The sequence below is a fragment of the Bradyrhizobium sp. genome (assembly GCF_016219575.1).
In the GTDB taxonomy this organism is placed as follows: domain Bacteria; phylum Pseudomonadota; class Alphaproteobacteria; order Rhizobiales; family Xanthobacteraceae; genus Bradyrhizobium.
Window position 1 is genome coordinate 212,799 of record NZ_JACRMG010000009.1, and the last position, 16,968, is coordinate 229,766.

At 63.3% G+C, this 16,968-nt stretch carries 17 protein-coding genes; 11 read left to right on the forward strand and 6 right to left on the reverse strand.

The window, feature by feature from the left end; genetic code table 11:
* The first annotated feature begins 55 nt into the window (after nucleotides 1–55).
* The 3 genes from mmsA to dusA all read left to right on the forward strand — a co-directional run bounded on the left by mmsA (nucleotide 56) and on the right by dusA (nucleotide 3,949).
* Nucleotides 56–1,645, forward strand: coding sequence for a multiple monosaccharide ABC transporter ATP-binding protein (gene mmsA, locus HZB49_RS06045; RefSeq protein ID WP_291609601.1), 1,590 nt, complete (start codon nucleotides 56–58; stop codon nucleotides 1,643–1,645).
* Nucleotides 1,642–2,832, forward strand: a complete 1,191-nt coding sequence (mmsB, locus tag HZB49_RS06050; protein ID WP_291609602.1) for a multiple monosaccharide ABC transporter permease — start codon at nucleotides 1,642–1,644, stop codon at nucleotides 2,830–2,832. Before mmsA ends, mmsB begins: the two co-directional genes overlap by 4 nt.
* A gap of 130 nt (nucleotides 2,833–2,962) precedes the next feature.
* The gene (gene dusA, locus HZB49_RS06055; RefSeq protein WP_291609603.1) at nucleotides 2,963–3,949 is read left to right on the forward strand and encodes a tRNA dihydrouridine(20/20a) synthase DusA; all 987 of its coding nucleotides are present in this window, start codon (nucleotides 2,963–2,965) and stop codon (nucleotides 3,947–3,949) included.
* Here dusA and HZB49_RS06060 read toward each other — a convergent pair.
* From HZB49_RS06060 to HZB49_RS06070, 3 genes are read right to left on the reverse strand one after another with little or no spacing between them, the layout of a single operon-like run.
* Nucleotides 3,935–4,465, reverse strand: coding sequence for a TIGR02281 family clan AA aspartic protease (locus tag HZB49_RS06060; RefSeq protein ID WP_291609604.1), 531 nt, complete (start codon nucleotides 4,463–4,465; stop codon nucleotides 3,935–3,937). The two genes, dusA and HZB49_RS06060, sit on opposite strands and share 15 nt — an antisense overlap.
* Nucleotides 4,466–4,493: 28 nt before the next feature.
* Nucleotides 4,494–4,694 (reverse strand): DUF1289 domain-containing protein, encoded by a 201-nt coding sequence (locus HZB49_RS06065; RefSeq protein WP_291609605.1) that lies wholly within the window; start codon nucleotides 4,692–4,694, stop codon nucleotides 4,494–4,496.
* A gap of 46 nt (nucleotides 4,695–4,740) precedes the next feature.
* Entirely contained in the window at nucleotides 4,741–6,339 is a 1,599-nt protein-coding gene (locus HZB49_RS06070; RefSeq protein ID WP_291609606.1) for a HAMP domain-containing sensor histidine kinase, read from the reverse strand.
* A 498-nt stretch (nucleotides 6,340–6,837) separates the two neighbouring features.
* Here HZB49_RS06070 and HZB49_RS06075 point away from each other — a divergent pair, with 498 nt between their 5' ends.
* The 4 genes from HZB49_RS06075 to HZB49_RS06090 all read left to right on the forward strand — a co-directional run bounded on the left by HZB49_RS06075 (nucleotide 6,838) and on the right by HZB49_RS06090 (nucleotide 9,307).
* Nucleotides 6,838–7,146, forward strand: a complete 309-nt coding sequence (locus HZB49_RS06075; protein ID WP_291609607.1) for a hypothetical protein — start codon at nucleotides 6,838–6,840, stop codon at nucleotides 7,144–7,146.
* A gap of 172 nt (nucleotides 7,147–7,318) precedes the next feature.
* The gene (locus tag HZB49_RS06080) at nucleotides 7,319–7,567 is read left to right on the forward strand and encodes a hypothetical protein (RefSeq protein WP_291609608.1); all 249 of its coding nucleotides are present in this window, start codon (nucleotides 7,319–7,321) and stop codon (nucleotides 7,565–7,567) included.
* Between the two features lie 111 nt (nucleotides 7,568–7,678).
* Nucleotides 7,679–7,897: a hypothetical protein gene (locus HZB49_RS06085; protein WP_291609609.1), complete on the forward strand. Its 219-nt coding sequence runs from the start codon at nucleotides 7,679–7,681 to the stop codon at nucleotides 7,895–7,897.
* Between the two features lie 213 nt (nucleotides 7,898–8,110).
* On the forward strand, nucleotides 8,111–9,307 hold the full coding sequence (locus HZB49_RS06090; protein ID WP_291609610.1) for an HWE histidine kinase domain-containing protein: 1,197 nt from the start codon (nucleotides 8,111–8,113) through the stop codon (nucleotides 9,305–9,307).
* 73 nt (nucleotides 9,308–9,380) lie between these two features.
* On the opposite strand, the gene HZB49_RS06095 is transcribed toward HZB49_RS06090, so the two are convergent.
* Nucleotides 9,381–10,253, reverse strand: a complete 873-nt coding sequence (locus tag HZB49_RS06095) for an NAD(P)-dependent oxidoreductase (RefSeq protein WP_291609611.1) — start codon at nucleotides 10,251–10,253, stop codon at nucleotides 9,381–9,383.
* A 189-nt stretch (nucleotides 10,254–10,442) separates the two neighbouring features.
* Between HZB49_RS06095 and HZB49_RS06100 the strand changes: the two genes are divergently transcribed.
* From HZB49_RS06100 to HZB49_RS06115, 4 genes are all read left to right on the forward strand, one after another.
* Complete coding sequence (locus tag HZB49_RS06100; RefSeq protein WP_291609612.1) at nucleotides 10,443–10,880, forward strand: VOC family protein; 438 nt, start codon at nucleotides 10,443–10,445, stop codon at nucleotides 10,878–10,880.
* A gap of 88 nt (nucleotides 10,881–10,968) precedes the next feature.
* Nucleotides 10,969–12,126, forward strand: a complete 1,158-nt coding sequence (locus HZB49_RS06105) for an Mrp/NBP35 family ATP-binding protein (protein WP_291609613.1) — start codon at nucleotides 10,969–10,971, stop codon at nucleotides 12,124–12,126.
* Between the two features lie 174 nt (nucleotides 12,127–12,300).
* On the forward strand, nucleotides 12,301–13,389 hold the full coding sequence (locus HZB49_RS06110) for a TRAP transporter substrate-binding protein (protein ID WP_291609614.1): 1,089 nt from the start codon (nucleotides 12,301–12,303) through the stop codon (nucleotides 13,387–13,389).
* Nucleotides 13,390–13,611: 222 nt separating this feature from the next.
* Entirely contained in the window at nucleotides 13,612–14,700 is a 1,089-nt protein-coding gene (locus tag HZB49_RS06115) for a TRAP transporter substrate-binding protein (RefSeq protein ID WP_291609615.1), read from the forward strand.
* A gap of 81 nt (nucleotides 14,701–14,781) precedes the next feature.
* Here the strand turns inward: HZB49_RS06115 and HZB49_RS06120 are convergent, their stop codons facing one another.
* Together HZB49_RS06120 and HZB49_RS06125 are read right to left on the reverse strand one after the other, a co-directional pair.
* A complete protein-coding gene (locus HZB49_RS06120; protein ID WP_291609616.1) occupies nucleotides 14,782–16,392 on the reverse strand; it encodes a TRAP transporter large permease subunit in 1,611 nt (536 codons plus the stop codon).
* On the reverse strand, nucleotides 16,389–16,928 hold the full coding sequence (locus HZB49_RS06125; protein WP_291609617.1) for a TRAP transporter small permease subunit: 540 nt from the start codon (nucleotides 16,926–16,928) through the stop codon (nucleotides 16,389–16,391). Before HZB49_RS06125 ends, HZB49_RS06120 begins: the two co-directional genes overlap by 4 nt.
* Nucleotides 16,929–16,968: the final 40 nt, after the last annotated feature.

Consider the following 16,968-nt stretch of genomic DNA (forward strand, 5'->3'; position numbering starts at 1 on the left):
GGGCCGCGGAGCAGGGTGCGATGGGCCCGGATTATCCTCCCTCGAGGGAATTTGAATGACGGCCCTGCTCGAGATGCGCGGCATCGGCAAATCCTTCGCGGGCGCAAAGGCGCTGGACGACGTCAACTTTTCCGTGCGGCAGGGCGAGATCCATGCCCTGGTGGGCGAGAATGGTGCCGGCAAATCGACCCTCGTGAAGGTGCTGAGCGGCGTCTATCCCCACGGCAGCTATGGCGGCGACATCGTCTATGACGGCGAGGTGCGGCACTTCCGCGACATCAATGATTCCGAGGCGCTCGGCATCATCATCATCCATCAGGAGCTGGCGCTGATCCCGCTGCTCTCGATCGCCGAGAACATCTTCATCGCCAATCCGCCGTCGCGGCTGGGCGTGATCGACCGCGACGCTGTCTACCGGCGGTCGCTGCAATTGCTGGCGAAAGTCGGCCTCGACGAGGCGCCGGATACGCTGGTCACCGACATCGGGGTCGGCAAGCAGCAGCTGGTCGAGATCGCCAAGGCGCTGTCCAAGCAGGTGCGCCTCTTGATCCTCGACGAGCCGACCGCAAGCCTCAACGAAAGCGACAGCTCGGCCTTGCTCGACCTGCTGCTCGAATTCCGGGCCCAGGGCATGTCCGCGATCCTGATTTCGCACAAGCTCGGGGAGGTGGCCCGCGTCGCCGACCGCATCACCGTGCTGCGCGACGGCCATGTCGTCGATACGCTGGAGCGCGAGGCCGGCGGCTTCGAGGAGGATCGCATCATCCGCAAGATGGTGGATCGTGACCTCAAGCATCGCTTTCCCGCGCGCAAGCCCGCGATCGGCGAGGTGGCGTTGGAGGTCGAAAACTGGTCGGTCTATCATCCCCAGCATGTGGACCGGCAGGTCATCCGGAACGTGGACTTCCACGTCCGCCGCGGCGAGATCGTCGGTATCGCCGGTCTGATGGGGGCCGGGCGCACCGAGTTCGCCATGAGCCTGTTCGGCAGGTCCTGGGGCCACCGGATCACCGGACGCGCCCGGCTGAACGGCCGCGAAGTCGACCTCTCGACGGTCAGCCGCGCCATCGACGCGGGGCTTGCCTATGTCACGGAGGACCGCAAGCAGCTCGGACTCCTCCTGGCCGAGGACGTCCGCAAGAACATCACGCTTGCCAATCTCGATCGCGTCGCAGCCGGCCGCGTCATCGACGATATCAGGGAGCTCGCGGTAGCGAGCGAATACCGCGAGCGCATGCACATCCGTTGCTCCGACGTCTATCAGGCGTCGGGCGAGCTGTCCGGCGGCAACCAGCAGAAGGTCGTGCTGTCGAAATGGCTGTTCACCGATCCGCAGGTGCTGATCCTGGACGAGCCGACCCGCGGCATCGATATCGGCGCCAAATACGAGATCTATTGCATCATCAACGAGCTCGCCGAAGCCGGCAAGGCGATCGTCGTGATCTCGTCGGAAATGCCGGAATTGCTCGGCATCTGCGACCGCATCTGCGTGATGGACGCGGGCGCCTTCGTCGGCGAGTTCAGCCGCGCTGAAGCGACGCAGGAGAAGATCATGCGCGCCATCATGCGCAAGGGCGAGCGGCTGGTCGACAGGGAGCTCGAGCGAAAACTGGAACAGAAGCTGCCGGGAGACGCGCATCCATGAGCGACAACACCGCGATGCTTCCCGGGGCAGGCAAGCACACCGGCTTCATCAAGGCCAATCTACGCGAATACGGCATGCTGCTGTCGCTGTTTGCCATCATGCTGTTCTTCGAGTTCGCCACCGACGGCACGTTGCTGCGCCCGCTCAACCTCACCAATCTGGTGCTGCAGAACAGCTATATCGTGATCATGGCGCTGGGCATGCTGCTGGTGATCGTCACCGGCCACATCGACCTTTCGGTCGGCTCCGTCGCGGGCTTCATCGGTGCGATCGCCGCGGTGCTGATGGTGCGGTACGGCGTGCATTTCATTCCCGCCACCATCGTCTGCCTGGCGCTCGGCGGCCTGATCGGCGCGGCGCAGGGCTATTGGGTGGCCTATTTCAGGATTCCGTCCTTCATCGTCACGCTGGCGGGCATGCTGGTGTTCAAGGGGCTGGCGCTCGCCGTGCTGCAGGGACAGTCGGTAGGCCCGTTCTCGCCGACCTTCCAGAAGCTCTCTTCCGGCTTCATTCCGGAACTGTTTCCCGATGCCGGCTCGCTCTATCCGACGTCGCTGCTGATCGGCGCAGTGCTGGCGCTCGGCCTGATCTACGTCGGCGCCAAGACCCGCGCCCGGCTTGCAAGCCACGGTGTCGAGATCGAACCGGCCGCTTTCTTCGCATTGAAGAACTTCATCCTGTTCGCCGCGGTCATGTACTTCACCTACCTGATCGCCTCGCATCGCGGCCTGCCCAACGTTCTCGTCATCATGGTCGCGCTGATCGCGCTTTATGGCTTCATCACCACGCGCACCACCATCGGCCGGCAGGTCTATGCGGTCGGCGGCAACGAGAAGGCGGCGAAGCTCTCGGGCATCAAGACCGAGCGGCTGACCTTCCTGACCTTCGTCAACATGGGTGTGCTGGCCGCGCTCGCCGGCCTGATCTTCGCTGCACGGCTCAACACGGCAACCCCGAAGGCCGGCGCCGGGTTCGAGCTCGACGTGATCGCCGCCTGCTTCATCGGCGGCGCCTCGGCCTATGGCGGTGTCGGGCGGGTCGCGGGCGCCGTGATCGGTGCGCTGATCATGGGCGTGATGAACAACGGCATGTCGATCCTCGGCATCGGGATCGACTACCAGCAGGTGATCAAGGGCCTGGTGCTGCTCGGCGCCGTCTGCCTTGACGTCTACAACCAGCGGCGCTGAGGCTGCGCGCCGGGTTGGCCAGTGAAGCTACTTTGCATGGGGTTGTTTTCGACATTTCAGTTGGACGGATGGGCAGCGTTTTCAGGAACATCAGGTTGCATTGAGCCGGTACTGCGGTTAGGCAATTGAGATGAAATGGAAATTCTCCGTCGCCCCGATGATGGACTGGACCGACCGGCATTGCCGCGTCTTCCATCGCCTCATGACGCGGCGGGCGCGGCTCTATACGGAGATGCTGACCACCGGCGCCATCCTCCATGGCGACCGCGCCCGGCTGCTCGGCTTCGATGCCAGCGAGCATCCGGTGGCGCTCCAGCTCGGCGGCTCGTCGCCGGCGGACCTCGGAGAGGCCGCGCGGATCGGCGAGGATTTCGGCTATGACGAGATCAACCTCAATGTCGGTTGCCCCTCCGACCGCGTGAAGGACGGCCGCTTCGGTGCCTGCCTGATGGCGGAGCCGGCGCTGGTTGCCGAATGCGTCGCCGCGATGAAGCAGGCGGTGAAGATTCCGGTCACGGTAAAATGCCGGATCGGCATCGACGACCAGGATCCGGAAGCCGCCCTCGATACGCTCGCCCGCGGCGTGGTCGCGGCCGGCACCGATGCGCTGATCGTGCATGCGCGAAAGGCCTGGCTGAACGGGCTGTCGCCGAAGGAGAACCGCGACATCCCGCCGCTCGATTACCGGCGCGTCTATCGGCTGAAAGTTGCGCTCCCCGATGTGCCCGTCATCATCAACGGCGGCATCGGCAGCATCGAGGAGGCGAAGGCGCATCTGGCGCATGTCGATGGCGTCATGCTCGGGCGTGCGGCCTATCAGGACCCGTGGCGGCTCCTGGCGGTCGATCCCCAACTGTTCGGCGAGACGGCGCCGCACGCATCGATGAAGGACGTGTTCGAGGCGATGACGCCCTATATCGCGCGCGAGCTCGCATCAGGCACGCGGTTGCACGCGATCACGCGGCATTTCGTCGGCGCCTTCCATGGCGTGCCCGGCGCGCGCGCGTTCCGCCGGCATCTCGCCGAACATGGCGTCAGGAGCGGGGCGGGCATTGACGTGCTGCGCGATGCGGTCGCGCTGGTCCGCGAGCGCGAGGCCGCCTCACTTGCGGCGTGAGTGCTCGGGATAGCCGTGCAGCGACAGCCTGTCGGAGCGCACGCCCCAGCTCTCCAGCCGGTCGAGAAAGCTCATGCCGAGCAGATTGGTCTTCATGTGCCCGCGCGGCACCACCAGCGCCGGCACTGATTTCTCTGTAAGCTTGCCCACGGTGAGGCGATCCAGCGTCAGCCGCGCCGCCCTGGTGTGGCCGCCGGCGGTTTCCAGATCGACATTGTATTCGAGCATCTCGATGGGAACGCCGATTGCCTTCGCCGTCTCCCAGGTCAGCACGACGGATGTTGCGCCGGTATCAATCACCATCGGTGCGGTGACGCCGTTGATCTTCGCCTTCAGTGCGAATTCGCCGCTCTGGCCGCGCGGGATCTGCACCGGAGGCGGTGCCGACAGGCTCTTCTGCCGCAGCATGTGCGAGATGCTGTCGCCGGCGCGCGAGATCTGCTCGGGATCGCCGTAGGCCACCACGGCGCCCGCGGTGCCCGCCAGAAACAGCAGGATGAGCAGGACGCGGGTCATGGTGCCGCTCCCGCAAGAGCCGGCGCGATCAGGCTTTCTTGCGCGCCTCCGGCGGCGTCAGGCCGGCTTGCGCCATGCGCGATGCGAGTTGCGCCATGACGGCGCGCCGCTCGGTGCCGTCCATGCCGGACCAGCGCGCGATCTCCGGCAGCGTGCGGCCGCAGCCGAGGCAGAGATTGGTTCCGGGGTCCATCTGGCAGACTGCGATACACGGCGTTTCTTGGCTCATTCTTGCATAGTGAAGGATGGTTTGGCGCTTGCGCAAGCGCCGGCTGCTACAGCCCGGTGCCCGCGCTCATGATCGGCTTGTGGCGCGGGCGGCGTTTTTCGTCGGCGACATTGGCGTTCTCCGGCTGCAGCGGCGGGGCTTCCTCGGTCATCGGCCCGAGCGCCGACATGACGCGCTCCGGCGGGAAGGTGATGATCACCTCGGTGCCGATGCGAACCTTCGATTTCAGCGTGAAGGTGCCGCCGTGCATGTCGATCAGGCTTTTTGCGATCGGCAGCCCGAGCCCCGCGCCTTGCTCCGCCGACTTGATGGAATTGGAACCCTGGCCGAAAGAGGCGAGCACGATCGGGATCTCGTCCTCAGGGATTCCGGAGCCGGTGTCCTTGACGCTGAGATATTGCCCGCCGGATGCGGTCCAGCCTGCCTTGAGCCAGATCTCGCCGCCCTGCGGCGTGAACTTGATCGAGTTGGACAAGAGGTTGAGCACGATCTGCCGGATGGCGCGCTCGTCGCCCCAGATCTTCGGCATGCCGTGCTCGAACACCTCGTGGATGGTGATGCCGCGGCTGGAAGCGCGCAGCTTCAGCAGATGATGGCAATCGGCGACGACGTTCACCAGCGACACCGCTTCCTCGTTGAGCTCGTAGCGGCCGGCCTCGATGCGGCTGAGGTCGAGGATCTCGTTGATCAGGTTGAGCAGGTGAACGCCGGAATTGTGGATGTCCGCCGAATATTCCTTGTAGACGGGCACGCTGTGCGCGCCGAAGATCTCGCTCTTCATCACCTCGGAGAAACCGAGGATGGCGTTCAGCGGCGTGCGCAGCTCGTGGCTCATCTGGGCGAGGAAGCGCGACTTGGCGACGTTGGCGGACTCGGCGCGGTGGCGCGCTTCGTCGGAGATCGCCTTGGCCTGTTCGAGCTCGCCGATCAGCGCGTCCTTTTCGGCCCGCGCCTCCAGCGTCGCGAGCGTCGTCGAGTGCAGGCGATGGGCGAGCAGCGCAAAGTAGCCTTCGGCGGCGAGCGCCAGCACCGCCAGCACGTAGTTGTCGAGCGTGCCTGACAGGATGAAGTTGAGCGCGATTGCTGCCGTCACCGGCGCGGTAGCCGCCAGCGCCGCAATCGGCAGGCTCGCCGCCAGCATGCTGGACACCGCGATGACCAGCAGCATCAGGAACATCATCAGCGTGTTGGAGGCGACGTCGAGCCCGGCGGGGCGGATCAGGATCGCGGTCCAGGTCAGGCCGTAGAGCAGATCGAGCAAGACGAAACGCGTGCGCCATTTGCGTGTCGCGGGAAGGGAGGCAGGTTCGGCGAGGAAGCGCGCGCAGCTGCGAATGATCGCGGCATGGATGCAGAGCATGCCGCAGGTCCAGGCCGCTGCGGAAACCGGCTGCATCCAGAAGCCGAACAGCGCGCCGGTCGCCACCACCAGCAGCATGACGACGAAGGACGCCGACATCCGTGTTTGTGCGTACTGCCGGAGCAGTTCCGTGTCGAAGGCGGGGCGGGTGCCGCTGGTTGACGTTAACCGGTCGCGCGCCTCGCGGACCCGCTGTGCCGCCACGCGCCGCGCATTGACGGGCGCAGCGGGGGCAGGTTCGGCCGGAAGCTGGACAACTTCAGGCTTTTCAGCGGGTTTACTCATCAGACAACACAATTGCGCCCACGAACCGCGCGGACTTTTGCATTATCTATCTGTGGGCCGAAATCGTTAAGCGATGCCTTAAAGAGCTAAAGAATCCCGTTAACGCGGGGTTAAATTAACCTTTGTTCCTCTCGCGCGGCAAATCCACAAGCGGCTTGCTGGCGAGCGTCGGCAGCGTCGATACGCCGCGATCCCTGGCGTCCAACGCCGACAAGGGACGAAGCTGCTCAAGAGGCCGAAGCTTCTATTTCTGGTTTAAATTGCGATCTGGCGTCAAAACCATAGCAAAGCCCTGAAAAGGGGGTTGATTGACGCTTGCCGCGCCAGAACTCCACCGCGCCAGCGACCATCGGTCTGGCCTGTCTCAAATATAAGTTGAATTCGCGGAACCCTTGGTCGCCGCGCCCGTTGTGAAGTGATCCCCTGGCGCGATGGGATTGGTCAGCCGCCAGCCGACAAGGCCGCTGAGGTTTCACAACCCCGCGTTTGGAGAACACAATGAACAAGATAGCAATCTCTTTCGCGGTGGGCGCGAGTGCACTCTTCGTGACTGGCGCAACGGCTGCACCGCTCGCGGTGAACCGGCTGGCTGCCCCTGACGGCAATGTCCAGAACGTCCGCATGGTATGTGATGAATACGGCCGCTGCTGGCGTCAGCGCTCTGATCGACGCATGATCCTCCGCGAGTCATACGGAAGCGATGTTCGCCGCGATCGCTACGTCCAGCGCCGTGGCTATGAAGAGCGTGGCGGTATCGGCTTCAGTGCGCCTGGCGTGAGCGTCGGTATCGGCACCGGCCGCTACTGACAAGCGAACCTCTTGCAACAGGCCGCGGAGAAATCCGCGGCCATTTTGCATTTGTGCCAGCGACACAAAAACAAAAACTGTACCGTTGGAACTGCCTTGTGTTTCGTCGGTTGGTGATGGGAAGCCCCGAGAGCGGTGGGGTTGAATCCAACCAAGGTCAGCACCCCCCACAATGTTCAAAACCCTGTCAGCCCTGGCGGCATTCGTGGTCCTCGGAGCCTCAGTCATCGCCTTACCCGTACTGGCTCCGAAGGTTGAAGCCAGTGAAGCAATGGCACTCGCAAAGAGCGACCGCCTGCAGGTCCGGGCGGAGGTGTTGAATTGCGGGAACCAGGTCTGGCCACAGATCGAAGCTGCATGTTTACGAACTGGCGCAGGTACGAAAGTTCTGGAAGCCCGTCTTGTCACCGCTCGCCGGTGAGGAATAGCCGACATTTGTTCTGCTCTATCGCAGAGAATCTTGCGTGACTTATTCCGCGTACATGGCCCAATTGCGCGATGATCGCAGCAGCAGTTCAGCGGACCCTGGCACATGAAAGATTTCCCACATGCGTCCTTCCCGCCCGACATCATCAGAGTCATGACGGAAGCGATGGAGAGCGCCGTGTCCGCGCTCCCTCATCCCGTCGCGTCTGCGCACATCCAATCGCTGGCCGAAACCATTCTGCGCACCACCAAGGAAGGCGAGAGAGATCCCGCAACCCTCGCCAGAATGGCTTTGCTGGAGCTTATGGTCTCACCGCGGGCCTGATCGAATCTTTCTTCCGGCTCGGCGCGATTTTAGCTCGCTATTTGCCCGCAATGAGCGCAGCAACGATCTGCGAAACATGAGTTCAGGCAAGTCTCGCTCGGCGACCGCCCGAATTCAGTTGGCCGCCGATGTATTGCCTTCCGAACCCGGTTGCCCGCGCTGGGCGACTTGCGCCGCGCAGACGCTTATCAACTGTCTCGAGGAGAAGTCGCGATGTCGACCGCAATAGGACCGATCGAGGTGCCCAAGGTGCTCGTCGTTGAAGACGAGATGGTCTTGCGCATGCGTGCCGCCGATATCGTCGAAGATGCCGGATTTTGTCCTGTCGAAGCCGTAAATGCCGACGAGGCGATGGCCATTCTGGAGTCCCGCTCGGACATAGCTCTGCTGTTCACGGATATTCAGATGCCCGGCAGCATGGACGGGCTGAAGCTGGCCCATGCCGTGCATGCACGCTGGCCTGCCATCAAGATCGTGCTGGTTTCTGGTCAGGTGAGGCCGTCCGACGCCGAAAGACCGGCCGACAGCCACTTCTTCGGCAAGCCGCTGGGCGTCGAGCAAATGATCGCCGAATTGCAGGCTATGGTAGGCGTGGGCGCGCTAAAGATCTTTCCGGGGGCTCCATCGGCGCAGTCCGGAGAGGATGTTCATCCGGGCACCCCGATCGATCCGCCGTCCCGCTCCGCCCATGAGACTGCATTGTCGGCGGAGAACGACAGTCTTCGCCTGTTGCTGGAACAAGCCGGGATCGACGCCAAGGCCCTGCTTGCGCAAGCCGGGATCGACGCCAAGGAGCGCGAGGCCGCCGACAAGCTGCAAAAGCTTATTCTTGGTGAACTGCATCATCGCATCAAGAACACTCTCGCCACCGTCAGCGCCATCGCTTCGCAAAGCTTCCGGACGGCGACCAGCATCGAACACGGACAGACGGCCATGGAGGGCCGGCTACTCGCTCTCGGACGCGCCCACGATCTGCTGATGCAGATCAGCTGGTCCAGTGCCAGTCTCACTCATACCTTTAGCGGCGCGACCGAACCCTATGACAGCCAGGGGATGCGGCGATTCCATTTCAACGGGCCGGATATCAGGATCACTTCAGGCGCCGTCATTGCGCTTGCGATGACGCTCAACGAGCTTTGCACCAACACCACCAAATTTGGCGCGCTCTCGAACGTCAACGGCCGTGTCGAAATCGCCTGGACGATCGACGAAGAGAAGCAGCGGATGCGTCTGACCTGGACTGAAAAGGGTGGCCCGCCGGTTCAGCAGCCGGCGCGGCGCAGCTTCGGCACGCGCATGATGGAGTCGCTGGGTCAGCAATTGAATGGCCGTGTGCAGCTCACCTACGATCCATCCGGATTTGTCTACCTTCTGGATGTGCCGCTTGGTTCAATCATTGCGACTGCGTGAGGAATCGCTTCCGCAATTGGGAGGAGGTGACATGGCCAACTTCAGGCTTGCGCCAGTCAGTTCCAAACGCGCCTCACCGCTCCAGCCGCGCCATCAGGCTCGAGGTGTCCCAGCGCTTGCCGCCCATTTTCTCGACCTCGGCGTAGAACTGGTCGACCAGGGCGGTGACCGGCAGATTGGCACCGTTGCGGCGGGCTTCTGCGATGCAGATCGAGAGATCCTTGCGCATCCATTCCACCGCGAAACCGAAGTCATATTTCTTTTCGTTCATCGTCTTGTAGCGGTTGTCCATCTGCCAGGACTGCGCTGCGCCCTTGGAGATGGTGTCGACCACGTCGGCGATGTCGAGCCCGGACTTCCGGGCGAAGTGGAGGCCCTCGGACAGGCCCTGGACGAGGCCGGCGATGCAGATCTGGTTGACCATCTTGGTCAGCTGGCCTGCTCCGGCGGGGCCGAGGCGCTTGCACATCCGCGCATAAGCGGAGTTGATGATCGGCTCGGCCGCGGCATAGGCATCCTCGTTGCCGCCGCACATCACCGTCAGCACGCCATTCTCGGCGCCGGCTTGGCCGCCCGACACCGGAGCGTCGACGAACTTGAAGCCGCCCTTGGCGGCTGCGGCGTCAAGTTCACGTGCCACTTCAGCGGAAGCCGTGGTGTGATCGACGAAGGTTGCGCCTTTCTTCATGCCGGCGAAGGCGCCGTCGGGCCCGATCGCCACCGCGCGCAGGTCGTTGTCGTTGCCGACGCAGCACATCACGAAGTCCTGGCCCTCGGCGGCTGCTTTCGGCGTCGCGGCGGTCTTGCCGCCGAATTTTTCCGCCCATTGCTGGGCCTTGGCCGCCGTGCGGTTATAGACGGTCACTTCATGGCCGCCCTTCTTGACGAGGTGTCCTGCCATCGGAAAACCCATCACGCCGAGACCGAGAAAAGCGACTTTCGCCATCGTTGCTACCTTGGGAGTTTGGCCCAGTGGCCTTGAACTGGCCGGGCGGTTCTTGGAGGGAGGCCGCACCATAACCCCTGCGCAGGGGAGGGCAACGGCTTCGTTTGGCCGAAATGGCGGGTTTTGTGCTATGGTCGCCGATCAAAGCGACGTCGCAAGAATGACTTCACAAAAAAGGGAGTGTTTCGCATGGGCGTGAGCGTGGGCGTGCTCGATCATTTCAACATCCGGACCCGGAATCTCGCCGATACGGTCCGCTTCTATGAGGACATCCTGGGTCTCGAAAAGGGCCCCCGGCCGAACTTCGCTTTCCCCGGCGCGTGGATGTACAGCGAGGGCAAGGCCGTGGTGCACCTGGTCGACATTTCCAGGACCGACGAGGCACAGAAGCCGGACTCCGGCGTTGTCCACCATGTCGCCTTCGCCTCGACCGGCTTTGACGGCATGAAGCAGCGCCTGCAGTCGAAAGGCATGGCCTTCGATTCCCGCCAGGTGCCGGGTGGCGACCTCTGGCAGATCTTCGTCGATGACCCCAATGGCGTCATGATCGAGCTGAATTACGAGGCCGCCAAGGAGGGGGGCTCGGTGGCTCCGGTGGAGCGGCGGGAAGACATAGGCGCTAGGTAATTGGGCGCAAGGTAATTGGGCGCGAGGTAGCATTTCCCGCCCAATCGCTCTATAGGCGCTTCCGGAAATAGCTTTAGGAGATGCGCCCTTGAGCGTGACGCAACAGCAGGTTCTCGATGCCCTCTCCAGGGTGATGTCGCCGCGCGGCGTCGCCTTGCCCAATGCCAATGTGCTGTCGGCGATCACGGTCACCGACGGCAAGGTGTTCTTCTCCGTCAATGTCGACGCCGCCGAGGCCCGCGCCTGGGAGAGCGTCCGGGCGCAGGCGGAAGCCGCCGTGCGCGCCATTCCCGGCGTTTCGGTCGCGATGATCGCGCTGACAGCGGAGCGCAAGCCCGGCTCGGCCAGCCCGCCGCCGGTTCCGCAGCCGCACCGCCATACCTCAGGCCACTCACACAGTGCCGGCGTGCAGCCGGCCGCCTCGCACCGGCCGCCGCAGGGCGGGCAGAACCCGATGTCGAAGCAGGCGGAAATCCCCGGCATTGCCGCGATCATCGCCGTTGCCTCCGGCAAGGGCGGCGTCGGCAAATCGACCACCGCGCTCAACCTCGCGCTCGGCCTGCGCGACCAAGGGCTGCGCGTTGGCCTGCTGGACGCCGATATCTATGGTCCTTCGGTACCGCGGCTGACCGGCATCCATGACAAGCCGCAGCTCAACGCCGACCGGAAGATGATCCCGATCGAGCGGTTCGGGCTCTCGATCATGTCGATCGGCTTCCTCGTCGAGGAGGACACCGCGATGATCTGGCGCGGGCCGATGGTGATGTCGGCAATTACCCAGATGCTGCGCGACGTCGAGTGGGGCAAGCTCGATGTGCTCGTGGTCGACATGCCGCCGGGCACCGGGGACGCGCAGCTCACCCTGGCGCAGAACGTGCCGCTGAAGGGCGCGATCATCATCTCGACGCCGCAAGACCTGTCGCTGATCGACGCGCGGCGCGGCCTTGCCATGTTCAGGAAGGTCAACGTGCCCGTGCTCGGCATCGTCGAGAACATGAGCTACTTCCAGTGCCCGCATTGCGGCACGCGCTCCGATATTTTCGGCCATGGCGGGGCGCGGCACGAGGCGGAAAAACTCGGCGTGCCCTTCCTCGGCGAGATACCGCTGCACATGTCGATTCGTGCCACGTCCGATGCGGGAACGCCCGTCGTGGACAGCGAGCCGGACGGCCCGCATGCCGCGATCTACCGTTCCATCGGCGCCAGGGTCCGTGAGCAGCTTCAGGATGTTATCGCAGCTGCCTGAAGCGGTTCTTCAACTTTGGTTTTAGTCAGTGCTGTCATGCCTTTGTTGCGTTTCCGCTTCGCAACTTCCGTGTTAAAGCGCCCCCGCCAGAGCGTCGCCGGTCGTATGCAGCGTGGCCGCCGGACGAACCGCTCGCGAAATCCCCCGGGTACTTCCCACCAAGGAGAGACTTGAATGAAGCGTCGTGATTTTTTGAAGGTTTCAGCGGCCGGAGCTGCCGCAACAGCCGTTGCCTCGCCGGCCATTGCGCAGTCGTCGCCTGAGATCAAATGGCGCCTGACCTCGAGCTTCCCGAAATCGCTCGACACCATCTATGGCGGCGCGGAGCAGGTCGCGAAGTATGTCGCCGAAATGACCGACAACAAGTTCCAGATCCAGGTATTCGCGGCGGGCGAAGTTGTTCCCGGCCTGCAGGCGCTGGACGCGACCTCCAACGGCACCGTCGAGATGAGCCACACGGTGGCCTACTATTATGTCGGCAAGGATCCGACCTTTGCGATCTTCTCGGCGGTCCCGTTCGGCCTCAATGCGCGCCAGCAGAATTCCTGGTGGTTCCAGGGCGGCGGCGAGCAACTTGGCAACGAGTTGTTCAAGAAGCACGGCGTGATCGGCTTCGCCACCGGCAATACCGGCACCCAGATGGGCGGTTGGTTCCGCAAGGAGATCAAGACGGTCGCCGACCTCTCGGGCCTCAAATTCCGCATCGGCGGCATCGCCGGCCAGGTGCTGCAGAAGGTCGGCGTGGTGCCGCAGCAGATCGCGGGCGGCGATATCTATCCGGCGCTGGAAAAGGGCACCATCGACGCGGCCGAGTGGGTCGGTCCCTATGACGACGAGAAGCTCGGCTTCCAGAAGGTGGCCAAATTCTACTACTACCCGGGCTTCTGGGAAGGCGGCCCGATGGTGCACACCTTCTGCAACCTCGAGAAGTGGAACTCGCTGCCGAAGTCCTATCAGGCGGTGCTGGCCAATGCGACCGCGCACGCCAACACCTGGATGGGCGCGCGCTACGACATGCAGAACCCGTCCGCGCTGAAGCGCCTGGTCGCCGGCGGCACGCAGTTGCGCCCCTTCAGCAACGAAGTGCTGGAGGCCTGCCTCAAGGCCACCAACGAGCTTTGGGCGGAGCTGTCGGGCAAGAACGCCGACTTCAAGAAGGTGATCGATGCCATGCAGGCCTACCGGTCCGACCAGTATCTGTGGTGGCAGGTCGCCGAATATACCTTCGACAGCTTCATGATCCGCTCGCGCACCCGCGGCTGATCTAGACTTTAGTCGCAGAGAAAGCCCGGCCCTCCTGAGGGCCGGGCTTTTTTGCGTTCTGGGCCCGGTTTCGGGATGGAAATCGGGCGGGGGATGTTCCATGCTCATGCCAAGCCTCGCCAAGAAGGCCAAAAGCGTTTTCGAGCGAGGCGGTTAGCGTCTTGCGTGAAGAGGACGCGTCAACAACGAAGCATCATGCACAAACACCCAAGGCAGGACTCAATGAAGCGAAGAGATTTTCTCAAGGTCACCGGTATTGGCGCCGCGGGCGCCGCAACCCTGGCCGCACCGGCGATTGCCCAGTCGGCGCCGGAAATCAAATGGCGCCTGACCGCCAGCTGGCCGAAATCGCTCGACACGTTGTGGGGCGGCGTCGAACTGTTCGCCAAGATCGTCGGCGAGGCCACTGACAACAGGTTCCAGATCCAGGCCTTCGCCGGCGGCGAAATCGTTCCCGGTCTGCAGGTTCTCGACGCCGTGCAGAACGGCACCGTCGAGATGGGCCACACCGCCTCCTACTATTATTTCGGCAAGGACCCGACCTTCGCGTTCGGCACGGCAGTGCCGTTCGGTCCGAACCAGCGCCTCAACCAGGCCTGGTACATGCATGGCGGCGGCCGGGAACTGATGAACGAGCTCTACAAGGGCTACAATTGCACGACCTTTCTTGCCGGCAACACGGGCTGCCAGATGGGTGGCTGGTTCCGCAAGGAGATCAACACGGTCGACGATATGAAGGGGCTGAAGATGCGCATCGGCGGTTTCGCCGGCAAGGTGATGCAAAAGCTGGGCGTCGTGCCGCAGCAGCTCGCCGGCGGCGACATCTATCCGGCGCTGGAAAAAGGCACGATCGACGCGGCCGAATGGGTCGGGCCCTATGACGACGAGAAGCTCGGCTTCAACAAGGTCGCGCCGCACTACTATTTCCCGGGATGGTGGGAAGGCGGTCCGATGCTGCTCGGCCTTGTCAATATCGAGAAATGGAACTCGCTGCCGAAGTCGTATCAGTCGGTGATCGAGCAGGCGGGCCAGACGGCCAACAGCTGGATGATCGCAAAATACGACCAGGCCAATCCGGCGGCGATGAAGAAACTGCTTGCCGGCGGCACCAAGCTGCATCCCTTCTCGCCGGCGATCATGCAGGCCTGCCTCAATGCCACCAAGGAGGTCTACGCCGAGACGTCGGCATCCAACCCCGGCTTCAAGAAGGTCCTGGATTCCATCAATAGCTTCACGTCCAACGGGTACCAGTGGTGGCAGGTCGCCGAGCTCGGCTACGACAGCTTCAAGTCGCGTAACCCGCAAGTCTGATCGCACGCGGACGCTTCAAACAAGAACCCCGGAGCGCGACGCTCCGGGGTTTTTTTGTTGCCTGCGACGAGGAGGCGCCGGCTATTGCTTCGGCGGCCCCTGGCCGAAATCGATTGGCGGCAGCTCGATCTGCGGCACCTCGATCTTGACCTTGCTGAGGTCGACGTCGATGGGCTTGTCGAGCAGGGCGGTCACGGTGATCGGGAAGGCGATCACCAGAGCCACCATGATCAGCTGCAGGAAGATCCACGGTACCGCGCCCCAGTAGATGTCGGAGCTCTTCACCTCGCGCGGCGCCACGCCGCGCAAATAGAACAGCGCAAAGCCGAACGGCGGATGCAGGAACGAGGTCTGCATGTTGACGCAGAGCATGACGCCGAACCAGATCAGTGCAGCATCGGCGCCTACCACGGGAGTGAGGACCTTCTGCGCGATCGGCGCCACCATCGGCAGGATGATGAAGGCGATCTCGAAGAAATCGAGGAAGAACGCCAGGAAGAAGATGAAGACGTTGATGAAGATCAGGAAGCCCCAGACGCCGCCCGGGATCGAGGTCAGGTGGTGCTCGAGCCAGACGCCGCCGGATACGCCGAGGAACACCACCGAGAAGCAGGTCGAGCCGATCAGGATGAACACCACCATGGTGGAGATGCGCATGGTCGACTCGTAGCCCTGCTTGATGAGATCGCGCAGGTCGGGAATCTTCACCGCCTCGAGGCAGAGCCAGATCACCGCGATGTAGACCACGGCGAAGGCGAGCTTGAAAAACAGGCTGTCGCGCGACAGCAGTATCGCGATGATTGCGCCGATGCCGGCGGCGATGATGCCGATCAGCATCATCCGGTGACCGGGCTTGCTGAGTTCCTTGTGGTGGATCGCGGCGAGAACGATAGCGCCGATCGCGCCCATGGCGCCGGCTTCGGTCGGCGTCGCGAGGCCCAGCATCATGGTGCCGAGCACGACGAAGATCAGCACCGCGGAGGGGATGATGCCCATCAGGCACTTCTTCCAGAGCGGCCAGCCGGTCAGCGTGCGCGCCTCTTTCGGCACCGCCGGCACATGGTCCGGCTTTACGATACCGAGCAGGAACGTGTAGCCGGCGAACAGCGCGATCTGCAGGATCGAGGGACCCCAGGCGCCGAGATACATGTCGCCCACGGACTTGCCGAGCTGGTCGGCCATCACGATCAGTACCAGCGACGGCGGCACCAGCTGCGTAATGGTGCCGGACGCCGCCAGCACGCCGGTGATGTATCGGACGTTGTAGCCGTAGCGCATCATGACCGGCAGCGAGATCAGCGCCATCGCGATCACCTGCGCCGCCACCGTGCCGGTGATGGCGCCCAGGATGAAGCCGACGATGATGACGGAATAGCCGAGGCCGCCGCGCACCGGTCCGAACAGCTGGCCCATCGAGTCCAGCATGTCCTCGGCGAGACCGCATCGCTCCAGCACCGATCCCATGAAGGTGAAGAAGGGAATCGCCAGCAGCAATTCGTTGGACAGCACGCTGCCGAAGATGCGGCCCGGGATCGCCTGCAGGAAGTTGAGGTCGAAGAAGCCGAGATAGATCGACAGGAAGCCGAACGACAGCCCGAGCGCGGCGAGCGTGAAGGCCACCGGGAAGCCGATCAGCATGGCCAGGATCAGGCCGCCGAACATCAGCGGCGGCATCATCTCCAGGGAAATCATTGCGTCGGCCTCTCGTACTTGGCGTCGATCACCACATAGCCCTGCAGCGCGGCCATGCGCTTGATGACCTCGGAGACGCCTTGCAGTGCGAGCATGACGAAGCCGGCCGGGATGACGAACTTGATGGGCCAGCGGATCAATCCGCCGGCATTGGAGGAAATTTCACCGACCGAGTAGGCCTGCATGAAGAACGGCCAGGACAGATAGGCGAGCAGCAGGCAGGACGGGATCAGGAAGCACAGCGTGCCGATCAGGTCGAGCCAGAGCTGTCCGCGTTCCGACAGCATCAGATAGAGGATCTCGACGCGGACATGCTCGTTGCGCTTGAAGGTATAGGAAGCGCCGAACATGATGACGACGGCGAACATGTACCATTGCAGTTCGAGCCAGGCATTGGAGCTGTAGCCGAATGCGTAGCGGATCATGGCATTGCCGGCACTGACGACGCAGGCGGCCAGGATCAGGAAGTTACAGACATCGCCGAGTTTTTGATTCAACAGGTCGATCGCGTTGCTGAGACCTAGCAATGGACGCATCATTTTCTCCCCGGCGGCCGCGCCGGCGCGCCGATGTTCT